The organism is Sporomusa sp., from assembly GCF_057736855.1.
Genome location: NZ_JBYKYF010000084.1, coordinates 1 through 11091 on the forward strand (window position 1 = coordinate 1; position 11091 = coordinate 11091).

At 41.6% G+C, this 11091-nt stretch carries 13 protein-coding genes and 1 tRNA gene; 7 read left to right on the forward strand and 7 right to left on the reverse strand.

Features of this window, described 5'->3' with window-relative positions; all coding sequences use genetic code 11:
• The coding region (locus AC29Z1_RS07495) for a pyruvate kinase (protein WP_488270836.1) at positions 1-866 on the forward strand (866 nt) is incomplete at its 5' end.
• 14 nt (positions 867-880) lie between these two features.
• Complete coding sequence (locus AC29Z1_RS07500) at positions 881-2251, forward strand: hypothetical protein (RefSeq protein WP_488270837.1); 1371 nt, start codon at positions 881-883, stop codon at positions 2249-2251.
• A gap of 134 nt (positions 2252-2385) precedes the next feature.
• Here AC29Z1_RS07500 and AC29Z1_RS07505 read toward each other — a convergent pair whose 3' ends face one another.
• Both AC29Z1_RS07505 and AC29Z1_RS07510 read right to left on the reverse strand, forming a co-directional pair.
• Positions 2386-3528 carry an acyltransferase gene (locus tag AC29Z1_RS07505; RefSeq protein ID WP_488270838.1) on the reverse strand — a complete coding sequence of 381 codons (1143 nt, stop codon included), beginning with the start codon at positions 3526-3528 and terminating at the stop codon, positions 2386-2388.
• Positions 3529-3533: 5 nt separating this feature from the next.
• Positions 3534-4502: a DMT family transporter gene (locus tag AC29Z1_RS07510; RefSeq protein ID WP_488270839.1), complete on the reverse strand. Its 969-nt coding sequence runs from the start codon at positions 4500-4502 to the stop codon at positions 3534-3536.
• Between the two features lie 171 nt (positions 4503-4673).
• Here AC29Z1_RS07510 and AC29Z1_RS07515 point away from each other — a divergent pair, with 171 nt between their 5' ends.
• Positions 4674-5015, forward strand: coding sequence for a CC/Se motif family (seleno)protein (locus AC29Z1_RS07515; RefSeq protein WP_488270840.1), 342 nt, complete (start codon positions 4674-4676; stop codon positions 5013-5015).
• A gap of 84 nt (positions 5016-5099) precedes the next feature.
• Here the strand turns inward: AC29Z1_RS07515 and AC29Z1_RS07520 are convergent, their stop codons facing one another.
• From AC29Z1_RS07520 to AC29Z1_RS07535, 4 genes are all read right to left on the reverse strand, one after another.
• Positions 5100-5360, reverse strand: coding sequence for a hypothetical protein (locus tag AC29Z1_RS07520; RefSeq protein ID WP_488270841.1), 261 nt, complete (start codon positions 5358-5360; stop codon positions 5100-5102).
• A gap of 117 nt (positions 5361-5477) precedes the next feature.
• Positions 5478-6827 (reverse strand): vWA domain-containing protein, encoded by a 1350-nt coding sequence (locus AC29Z1_RS07525; protein WP_488270842.1) that lies wholly within the window; start codon positions 6825-6827, stop codon positions 5478-5480.
• A gap of 5 nt (positions 6828-6832) precedes the next feature.
• On the reverse strand, positions 6833-7786 hold the full coding sequence (locus tag AC29Z1_RS07530; RefSeq protein WP_488270843.1) for an AAA family ATPase: 954 nt from the start codon (positions 7784-7786) through the stop codon (positions 6833-6835).
• Positions 7787-7926: 140 nt separating this feature from the next.
• A complete protein-coding gene (locus AC29Z1_RS07535; RefSeq protein WP_488270844.1) occupies positions 7927-8283 on the reverse strand; it encodes a hypothetical protein in 357 nt (118 codons plus the stop codon).
• Positions 8284-8521: 238 nt separating this feature from the next.
• On the opposite strand from AC29Z1_RS07535, the gene AC29Z1_RS07540 reads away from it, so the two are divergent.
• From AC29Z1_RS07540 to AC29Z1_RS07550, 3 genes are all read left to right on the forward strand, one after another.
• Positions 8522-8824, forward strand: a complete 303-nt coding sequence (locus AC29Z1_RS07540; protein ID WP_488270848.1) for a hypothetical protein — start codon at positions 8522-8524, stop codon at positions 8822-8824.
• A gap of 15 nt (positions 8825-8839) precedes the next feature.
• Complete coding sequence (locus AC29Z1_RS07545; protein ID WP_488270845.1) at positions 8840-9340, forward strand: hypothetical protein; 501 nt, start codon at positions 8840-8842, stop codon at positions 9338-9340.
• Between the two features lie 105 nt (positions 9341-9445).
• A complete protein-coding gene (locus AC29Z1_RS07550) occupies positions 9446-9904 on the forward strand; it encodes a C-GCAxxG-C-C family (seleno)protein (protein WP_488270846.1) in 459 nt (152 codons plus the stop codon).
• Position 9905: 1 nt separating this feature from the next.
• Here the strand turns inward: AC29Z1_RS07550 and AC29Z1_RS07555 are convergent, their stop codons facing one another.
• Entirely contained in the window at positions 9906-10637 is a 732-nt protein-coding gene (locus AC29Z1_RS07555) for a M48 family metallopeptidase (protein WP_488270847.1), read from the reverse strand.
• A 248-nt stretch (positions 10638-10885) separates the two neighbouring features.
• Between AC29Z1_RS07555 and AC29Z1_RS07560 the strand changes: the two genes are divergently transcribed.
• Positions 10886-10971: transfer RNA gene (locus AC29Z1_RS07560), tRNA-Leu, on the forward strand.
• The last annotated feature ends 120 nt before the right edge of the window (positions 10972-11091 follow it).

Below are 11091 nucleotides of genomic sequence, written 5' to 3' on the forward strand. Positions count from 1 at the left end.
CTAATGCTATTCTTGACGGCTCGGACGCCATCATGCTTAGTGGTGAAACCGCTTCAGGACAATATCCGGTTGAGGCTGTCCAGACAATGGCGAGAATTGCTATGCGGACTGAAAATTCACTATGCTATAATGAAATTTTAATGGGTAAAGGAATTCAGTCGCAGCGCACAACTACTGATGCTATTAGCCATGCAACTGCGCAGATTTCATATGAATTAGGGGCTGCAGCCATTGTTACCGCAACACAAACAGGCTATACTGCCCGGATGGTATCTAAATATCGCACAAAGGCTACCGTAGTAGCTGTTACACCGTCGCCAAAGACTGTTCGCCGGATGTTGCTATTATGGGGTGTATATCCGATTTTGGGACCTAGTTTTAATAATACTGACGAAATGGTGCAAAATGCGATTAACAGTTCGTTAGACGCCGGAGTTGTTAAAGACGGTGATTTGGTTGTTGTGACTGCCGGTGTGCCTGCAGGTATGTCAGGTACCACTAACCTGATACGGGTGCATGTTGTTGGTAATATTTTGATGCGTGGTACAGGCATTGGTCAACGGGCGGTTACGGGTAAAATTGTGATTGCCAATTCGGTTAAAGATATTAAAACTAAGTTCCAGGAAGGCGACATTCTGGTAGTTAGCGCTATTGATGAAGAAACTGCTCCATATGCAGCGAAAGCGGCTGCCATTGTTGCTGAGGAAGGCGGTTTAACTTCTCATGCTGCAATTGTGGGAGTAAGTTTTGGCATACCAGTACTTGTCGGTGTTGAAGGGGCTACCGAACGTCTGCAGGATGGGTCTATCGTTACTGTAGATGCTGCCCGGGGTATTGTATATCAGGGAGAAATTAACGCTCGATAGGGGGAAAAACCCTCGTGGCAGTATTATTAGCTGCGCTAATCGGGGCCATCATAGCTGCCTGGTGGTATTACACCAGGCGGCTTGATTGGCGATTAGCGCGTATTACATCTCAACTGAGAAATTGTAATAAGCGATCGCTAACAGCCATTGAGACCAAACGGATACTGCGGCAGATTTATAAAATCATCCATGCCAGCTTAAGTGCCGGGAATAACAATACTGCTTACCGTGCGTTTGATTTGTTAAAGCTAGCCTATGGCTATGGTTTAGGAAGGCAGGGAGAACCGGTGCGGCTTACTGCCGCTGTATATCTGGCCGTAAGGTCAAACCAGCTTGATATTGCTGGCCACGGTATTGACGCTTTTCGACCATTGATTAAGAATATGCAAGCGGCTGAAGTTCCGGCTGCCGTTGAGCAACTAGGGATTATAGCTGTTATGAGCCTCAAAAAACGCCAAAATTTCTTGGCAGCCAGGGCGGTGGATAGTCTTGCAGTTGCTATGGGAGTGGTGGCGGATGAGGCTGGTCACGCAGCAGTCATGCGTTCCCTGCGGCTTATCGGCCTGATTGCTTTACGTCGGAAGGATACGGGTCTTATCCTCGAAATGCAGACTAAAATGTCGACTTGGCTGGCGGCTATGTCACTAACCGATGCTGTGTATGAGCAAGTCGCCGGAGTGCTATCTGCTTGGTTACACCGAGCAGTAAAAGCCGGGGATGCTAAACTGTTTGAAATCCTGACTACGTATATGTATCATCTGGTGGAAAAAGGGTTATTACCCAATAAGGCAGTAGCCATCATCATTTCAGACTGTAATTACTTAGCAGGAATAGACAGCTTAAATCCATATAGCCCTCTAGCTGGCGCAATTTCAATGGCCAGTCTCGATTTGGCGCTACAAGTTCAAAACGATTGTATTTGGCGACAAGCTGTTGATGGTGCCGGGCAAGCGGCCAAGCTAGCTATAGCCCAGCGGTCATTGGGGGAAAGTTTTGCGGTTGTATACCCATTATTTGAGAACGGCCGTCGTATGCTTGTAGCCGAGCTTAATGCTGGCCCGCTCCATGATAGTTTCCGTCAACAAGCGTTATATGTATTGCTGCGAGAGTGTCTCCAATTGATAGAGTTTGTTGCCAGGCAAAACTTTGTTGTATCTACTGCTGATATCATTGATCAAATCTACCGTGATTGGATTAAGCATCAGAAGAACATTGCACACAATAAATCAATCAAAAAGTTTTGTCAGTTCTTATTTTTGTATTGTACAAACATTAAACGCCGTCAAAGGCGCGTGACAGCTAATGAGGCCGATTTTAATATCGGTGAAGTGATAACTGTAGATGACCGGAAGCAGCTAGAAAGATTAGGATATTTATTTTTTTAGAAAATTTTATGTTGCTGCGAAGTATTAAGCAAATAACGCTGATTATAGTTTTAACTTAAGATAAGAAAAGGCTGTGGAGAAACTTACTTACAGTTATCCACGGCCTCATTTTATAGTTAGAATATCTCGCTTTTTTATGCTCGATGTCGGCGGAACGTCGTTTGATTGGGAAATGCACCAGTCAGCGCCAAACTTACTACAGGGATAAGCTGACCTGCTTTGGTAATTAACAGCGACAGTCCTGTACTTAAACCAAGAGTAACAAGATAGAAAACAACTGTGTAAAATGGTGTTAATGACAACGAAACGTTAATGAGTTGAGTGAACAAATGATACATAATCAATGGGTGAACAAGATAAACCAAATATGAATATCGTCCTAACTGGGCTAACAATCCTGACAACCATTGTGGCAGCGGAAGACTAAAGATCCTAAACCAAAATAGCGTTGCACCTACTGTATATAATATGCCAATTGGACTTAGTTGATGGACAGTATTAACGGCCGCTTCCAAGCTATATTGTTCATAATAAATAAAGTAGTAGTAGAAAAATAGCATTCCGCTCAGTGTGACGGCAAAAGTTATATTGATTTTTTGCTTGTAACGTTCCAAAACCGCTTGAAATTGGGGATACAGTTCAGCGCAAACTCCACCAAAAATAAAGATAAATAGATAATGTGCAATCCAATAGCTCATCCGGTATTGGACAGCAATATTTAAGTAATAGTTATCAAAATCGGTTTTGAGGATATAGCTTGAATAATAATTAAAGATGATTTGTCCGCCTAGAAGTAGCAATAGACCTGTTACCGGAGCTTGGATAAGTAAGCCTACGAGTCGCCGCCATAATGGCATAAGGACATAAAACCAAACCAAAATAACCAGAAAATAGAGTTGATAGGAAGCTAAGCCAAAAATAAAGTATTCATAAACAGATGGAGCAAGCCAGATGTTGGCATCACCACTTATCCAGGTATAGTGAAGCATATAAAGGATGGACCAGATCAGATAAGGTAATAGTACGGCTTTAAAGCGGCGGCGCAGGAATGACAAATAGTTAAAATCAGCCGAAAGCGGCTGATTAATAAACAGTCCGAATGCCGATACGAAAAAAAATATTGGTACACTAAATCGGGTAACTATTTCGAGAAGCGCAAATAGGTGAGGATTGGCATAAGCGTAGGAAAGCGAGTAGGCACCAGTATGGATACCGATAACTCCCAGCATGGATAGGCCACGAATATAATCAAGGGCAACGATATGCTGTTTAGCCATACTTTTCAACTCTTCTCCATAACGATTTTGCAGGCAGTAGCCTGTTTAGCCTGATTTGTCAGGTATACACCAGCGATAACCAGTGCGCCGCCAATAATTGTGTACACCGTAAGTTTTTCACCTAATAGCCAAATGCCGGCGAGAATAGCAAATAGCGGATTTAAATAGCCAAACACAGCAGTTTTTAGTGGTCCGATGCGACCAACTCCAGTATACCACATATAGTAACCATATACAGAGCATAGTATTGCCAAATACAATGTAGCGCCAACCGTCTTCCAATTTATATTTAATATTTGGTCAATAAAGGGCACCGGTGCCACTGTGCTGGGAAAGAAGGCAAATGGCAATAGCATAATGGCACCAAAAATATAGATATAAGCAATGGCAGTGACAGGACTATATTTTTGTAAAAGTTCTTTACCGTATAAGGTGAACCCGGCCCAAACAATGGCATTAGACAACAGCAGGAGATTGCCCCATAAAGTAGCTGACTGGAATATCGCAGTAAGCTGTCCATTGGTAATGATTAGACTTACGCCGGCAAAGGCCAGCATGATACCGATAACGCCAATGGTACTGATTTTTTCCCATCCTAGCGCCGTACCTAGTAATGCGGTAAAAATGGGACTAGTATTAACAATGAGTGCGGCATTGATGGTTGTTGTATAACTAAGCCCTGTATAGTGAAGATAAAAATAGGAGGTAATCACCAGGAACCCCAATAAAATAAACTTAGGAATGTCTTTTCGCTCAATCGTATTGCCGTGCTTCCTGTTCACTAAAATAATGACAAATAGGATCGCGGCAAGAATTGCGCGAAAAATACCTAAGTTAATTGGTGACAATTCGTACATGCCAATTTTAGCGGCAGCAAAGGAAGTCCCCCAGAAGAATGAAACGCTGGTTAATGCTAAGTAAAATAAGGGTAATGAGTTCATTGGTAATCCTTTCAGGTGATTTGTTTTAGACATCACTTTTTATTATAGGCAGTTTGTGATGTTACTGCAATAACAGTTTACTGGCTTACTGACGGTCTATATAAAACCTAAATAAATAATGGCCTGGATATTTGGCAATAGGAAGGAAATTACTCGATCATGTGTAACACCTAAATTAAATAACTGTATAAGGGGTGGATACCCATGAATATGAGAGTGACAGAAAGGGCACAAGAGTTTATTGCCCAGGCAGGCGGAGTCATTACGGTAAAAATTGAGAAACGTCTGATACCTGGTTGCAGCAATCTTCAAACAGCAGACGTTCCCGTCGTACGGGTTGGGGAACCACAAGATCATGAAAAAGGTGATTATGAAGCTTTTTCCATTGATGGTGTATTCATTCATGCCCATCGTTCGGTGGTTAATTATAATGAACAATTTCTGCTCACAATTGATACCGAAACCAATTTATTTGGGAAAAAGCTGGGGATGTTTGGGTTGCCAGTTCCAGTCCAAACCTGTGGCACTTGTTCATCCTGTCAATAAATGCAGCAAAATAATTAAATATATTAATTTAGACAATGGATTATATGAAGCAACCGCAGGTCACATAAGACCTGCGGTTGCTTTTCATTTAAGATTGGTGGCACAACCAGAACAGCCGACGCCCTGTTCTTGCATACATTCTTCCAGGCGGCCATTGTTGTACAAAATCATTTCAGCTAAAGCCATAGGTAAAATTTCTGTCAGAAGTACCTCCATAGCATTATGCATAGCTTGCTTTTGGTCTCTGTGGTTTAGGGCAGCGGTTAGTTTTTCCTCGATTGGCTCGCGGTAGGTATTGAGCCAACGTTGATAATGGGCAACTAGCGATGGTCCGTCAAAATACATGGATCAGTCACATCCTTTAATTAATTATGATATTTCATACATTGCAGGTATTACGGGTAAAAGCAGTGTATTAGTGGGCTGCACACCTGCAAAACACCACTACTAAAAATCAAATGCTCATGGTTGTCGGGTTAGATTAAGGGATAGTATTTTAGTTAAATGTGCCAAAGAGTAGCATTCAAACATTGAACAGTGTTGAGAAAATAATTGGATAGCGCTATTTTGGTTCCAGCGTTCTTTGGGCTGGGTGTTAAGCCATAAAATTTGTTTGACTTTTTTGCTCAGCAGTGATAGTTCGCCAGCCGTTTCGAGAGGTGCCAGCGTATTGGCATCACTGATAATAAATAACAGGGTGGAGGGGGATAACAGTTGTTTGTATTGCGCTGCTAATGTTGTTAAGGCAATATAAAGATTGGTGCCTTGACCCATTTGCGCTGAATTGGTTATCAATTCTTCCGTAACTTGGGCAAAGTCATCTCTGCCACGAAAATAGCCGGTTACCTTCTCCAAATCGTTGGCAAAAATAAAAGATTCGATATTCTTCACAACATTGGATAATCCAAAGAGCAATGGCAAGGTAAATCGGACATATTTGGTCATGGAGGCGGATACGTCGCAGATTACAACAACATTAGGTTTATGAATTTTTTTGGTTTTGTATTTTAAAGAAATCATGACACCGCCATAACGCATATTGCGGCGGATACTTTGGCGGATATCAATGAGTTTGCGGCGCCCGGTCATACGGTAGCGCCGGGAGATACGGGTCGTCAGACGGTGCGCCAAGCGCTTGATAAGCGCAGTAACTTGTGGGATTTCATTCTCGGCAATGTTTTGCATGTTTTTATATAATAAGGGATTACGGCCTGTGCCGCCAAGCCCTGCTGCCGAATCAACCACATGGTCCAGATCGTTATGTCCCAATAGTTGTCGTCTGGCAGCAGCCAACTGGGCTAAATCTTCTGGAGGCAGTTGTCGTTGCCAAAACGATAAGGAGCTTTTGAGCAGATTTTCTACGACTGGCTGAAAGGACTCTGTAACATTTTTACCTGTTGAAGTTTTTTCCAAAAAATCTTGGAGTCGCTGTTTTTCTTGTTCAGGTAAGCGCTTGTAAACGTCTTTAAGTTCGTCGGGAATGTCAAGCGGACGGCCCTGAAAAACTAATTCTTCCTCTGCCTGCTTAGTTTGTTCAAATTCTAGTTGTTGCTTTGATTCCCAGGCTTCACGCTGCTGTTGTTTGGCTTCAGGTGGTACAAAAAATAAATTAAAGGCTTGATCAAATGCTGTTTGATCTTCTGCATTTTTAATTAGTGTACTTTTTAATGCTGCGCGGAATTCGTCCCGGTCAAAATTGTCAATGATTGTTAGGCTGTTTACAGCATCAATGGTTTCCGCAATGCTGATTCGTACACCTAGTTGGCGTAAAATCTGGGCAAAACCTACAATATTATCGGCAAGAGAGTTCAATATGATCAGCCTCCGCTGCTTACATGGTTATGGCAATGACAAGCTGCGTTTGTACTTATTGCTTGCTTGACGGCGGCACAAAGTCCATCAGCACCGAGATCTTTTTGAAAAGCTGTTAAATCATCACGATTTTTGAATAATAACCCCATTGTCTGTTTAACTAAGGTGGAATCGAGATGATCTGCATGCATGGCAATGAGAGCTCTTGTCCAATCAAGCGTTTCGGCAATAGAAGGCTGTTTGTTCAGCGCTAGGTTGTTGCGCAGATGGTTAACAGCAGTGGCTATTTGTAATGCTAATTTTTCTGTAACTTCCGGAATTTTGGCGCGAATGATATTAATTTCTTTATCAATGGTCGGATAATCAATATATAGATAAACACACCGCCGACGCAGGCCTTCTGACAATTCTCGATCATGGTTACTTGTCAGAACCACAATGGGAATGTGTTTCGCTTTGATAGTACCTAGTTCAGGTATCGAAATTTGAAAGTCGGACAAGATTTCAAAGAGAAAGGCTTCAAACTCTTCATCCGTTTTGTCAATTTCATCAATGAGTAAAACTGGTCGCTTTTCGGCCCGGATGGCTTTTAACAGCGGGCGTTCTAATAGGTATTCTAATGAAAATACGTCATTTTCAGAAAGATTTTGACAAGCAGTATCTTTAAGCAATTGGATTTTTATGAGCTGACGCTGATAGTTCCACTCATACAAGGCTTTGTTTTCATCCAGACCTTCGTAACATTGCAGGCGAATCAGTTCGGTATCGAAAATGTTGCTGAGTACTTTGGCGATTTCTGTTTTGCCGACGCCTGGAGCACCTTCGATAAGAAGTGGTTTTTCCAGCTTAAGTGCCAAATAAACAGTGGTAAGCAGTTCTTTATCAGTAATATACCCTTGTGCTTCAAAAGCAGCGCGTAATTGTGGCATTGTTATAGTCAGCGTAGGTTTTTCTTCCATAAGTGTTCTCCTATCTCGAATTATGCTATTGCTTTAATTTTACAGTACGATAATAATAATTGACAAGAAAAAACGTTTATCCCCAAAAACAAAAGCTACTCAAATGTGAGTAACTTTTGCGCGAGGTAGGAGATATATTGTTATAAAGATATACCAATAAATTCGCCGGTCTTAAATGGAACCGTTTCAAGCAACTGGTTTGGCAAAATGTTAAAGTGTTTAAAAAATTTTTTGGCCCCGATATATGCGCCTTTGGCTGCATAACGGATTGGAAACGTGTTGGGTTTAAGTTCGCTCAATGGGAGAATTCCTAATGCCCGGTTTACGGGATCATAGCCTAACATACAAAAATGATTATTTTCTAATAGCTGAGTGGCTTGTTTGTTAAAAACTATGCGTCCATTCGGACGTATTTCGATGGATGGTTGGTCATTTTTGGGAAGGCGGGTACGACGAGGTTCAAATAGAGTAAAAGAAAATTCTTTTTCTACACTCATAAATTTCACTCCTCATAATGTATTGTGTAATAAAAAGTATGCTCAAAGTTATAAAATATAAACATTAATTTTGAAAAAAATTGGTGTGTAAATGAGTCATAACCGAAGTTAAGGAACTTAAGGCAGGAATTTTATCAATCAAGCATAATTTTATTATGGGAATTATTCTTTGCTGTTAGCTTCGCTAATTGTTTTTTGCAAGTACATAAAAATCTAAGGAGGAATTGCAGTGAATCGAATGTGGTTTCAAGTGTTGGCTGTTATGATTGTCGGTAGCATGTTTAAGTATCTTATTTTTAATACACTGGCGTGGGTAGTTATTGATTTAGCTGTTTTGGGGATAGCTTATTTGTTATTACGTCGAGATCCTTTTATTGATATGAAGCGTTCCATGATATTTCTTGGCGGTTTGACTGCAATTAATGTTTTGGTTGACTTGGGAATATTGAGTGGGGTGGCTGGTAATCTGGCTCTGCTTGCCCTTTTAGCTTATATGGTGTTTGGGCGCAGTCGCAGTTATAATCATCGTCGGCGTAGATAGCCGGGAGGAGTACTCATGTCTGACAGCCGGATTATAACCAGAACAGCGCTGTTATTGTCACTTACCTTAATTTTTCAGTCATTGCGATTGTTTTTACCATTGCCACCATTTTTGTCAATCTTTATTATTGGTAGTTTGGTAAATGCTGCTTTGCTTATAGCTAGCCAAAAGGCCGGTTTGTGGCCTGCACTTATTATTGCGGTAATAGCTCCGATTGTAGCTTATTTTCAAGGCCAGTTGCCTTTGCCGGTATTCATTTTGCCTGTTGCCCTAGCCAATGCAGGATATATTTGCCTGTTTTTAGCTTCTCGCTCGTTGGGGCGTATTCCTAGTATTGTTTTGGCAACTTTGGGTAAAAGCGGGCTGTTATATGGACTGTTCACCTGGCTGCTTACGTTTATTGCTATTTCTCCGAAAGTGGCTGGAAGTATTATGTTGGCCATGAGCTGGCCACAATGCGTCACCGGTGCGATTGGAGGCATATTAGCATATGTAGTATCACAGCGTATCAAGTAACAACAAACCTCTGCCAATGGTGAGTCTGGCAGAGGTTGTTTAGTATGCAGGAGAAAATCAACATGTTGTCGAAGCCACTAGCTAAAGAAAGCAGGGGGGAATCAAATGATTATGAGTGAACAAGATCATGGAAATGTAAGCATCAAAGAATTAGCCGGGAAATATTTTAAAGAAGGTTACAATTGTTCCGAGTCGATTGTAAGAACCTTTCGTGACTATTATAACTTGGACGTTTCTGACCAAGCCTTAAAAATGGCTTCCGGTTTTGGTGGTGGCTTAGGGCATGCCGGTTGTATGTGTGGTGCGCTTTCGGGAGCCACTATGGTATTGGGGATGTTGCAAGGCCGGGAGAATAAGGAACAAAGCCGTGGCCCAATTTACAGCAGTTCCCACGATTTTCATGGCGTTTTTGCCGAGACGTTTGGTGCTGCCTGCTGTCGGGTGCTGAATCCACATGAGTTTGGCAGTCAGGAGCAGCGGCGTACTTGCCTGAAAATTACTGGTACAACTGCTGAGCTATTGTTACAATTTATCCAGGATAAAGGTCTGATTCCGGCTAAGTAAGTCAGAAGATGCGACAAAGAATTTTGCCGTTATCGTTGAGCCATTTGCGACATTCTTGATAATCTGGAGCAAATTTTTTGACTTCATTCCAGAACTTGGCCGAATGATTGGGCTCCCGTAAATGGGATAACTCATGAATAACCAAGTAATCTACTATTTGGGGGGGAGCCATGATAATTCGCCAGTTGTAGTTTATATTGCCAAGACTAGAACAACTGCCCCAACGAGTTTTTTGATCTCTGATGGTTATACGCACAGGGTTGACGCCAATTAATGCCGCCCAATGCTTGGTTCTAGCAAGAAAATATTCACTAGCCTGGTTTATTAGCCAGGCTTTTAGTATTTGTTCGGTTGTAACCGGTTGTTCCAGATTTATCTTGTCTGCAGGGAGCAATATGTGAATTTCTGAGGGTTTTATGATTATTTCTGGTTTTATGCTTTGGCTTGGCAAAACACTTAGTGTGTATGGCTGGCCTAGGTATAGAATTTGAGATCCCGGCAAAAGTGATTGGTTTATCGGGTTTGCTGCCAGTGCAGCTTGTTTGGCCAGTCGGCTTATTAACCACCTGCTCTTATTGGTAAGAATTTGCTTAATTTCATCATCCGAGAGTTTTTTCGGGGTGGCAATTTCAACTATGGCAGCCGGAAGCAGGCGCAATTGTATGGTTTTTCGGCGTCTATCAATACGCAGCAAATAAGTGATAGTATGATCCTTGATTTTGATTGTTGGCATAGTTGTTTCCTTCGTGTTAATAGTAATAATCGACGATATATATTGGCTGTCAGTGCATGATTGTCCTTTATGTAGGCAGCAAATTTTTTACAGATAGTAATTTCTGATGATTGTTTACGCTAAAGTCAAGGTAGATTTCCCTAGAAATACAAGCGAAATTATATTTCTGGCTAAAAAACTTACTTGACAATAATTCGTGCAAATGGTATTATAACAACTGTCCGGTATGAGACGTAAACAAAATAAATGCCCGGGTGGCGGAATGGCAGACGCGGAAGACTCAAAATCTTTTGTTGGCAACAACGTGGGGGTTCAAGTCCCTTCCCGGGCACCAAGAAAAACCTTGAATACTGCCTATTTGATTGTTTTGTAGCTCAAGAAGTCTAAGTAATGTTAAGTTACTTGGGCTTTTTTATTTGCCCAAACGAAGAAGATTTTTGTAATGATCCCCTGG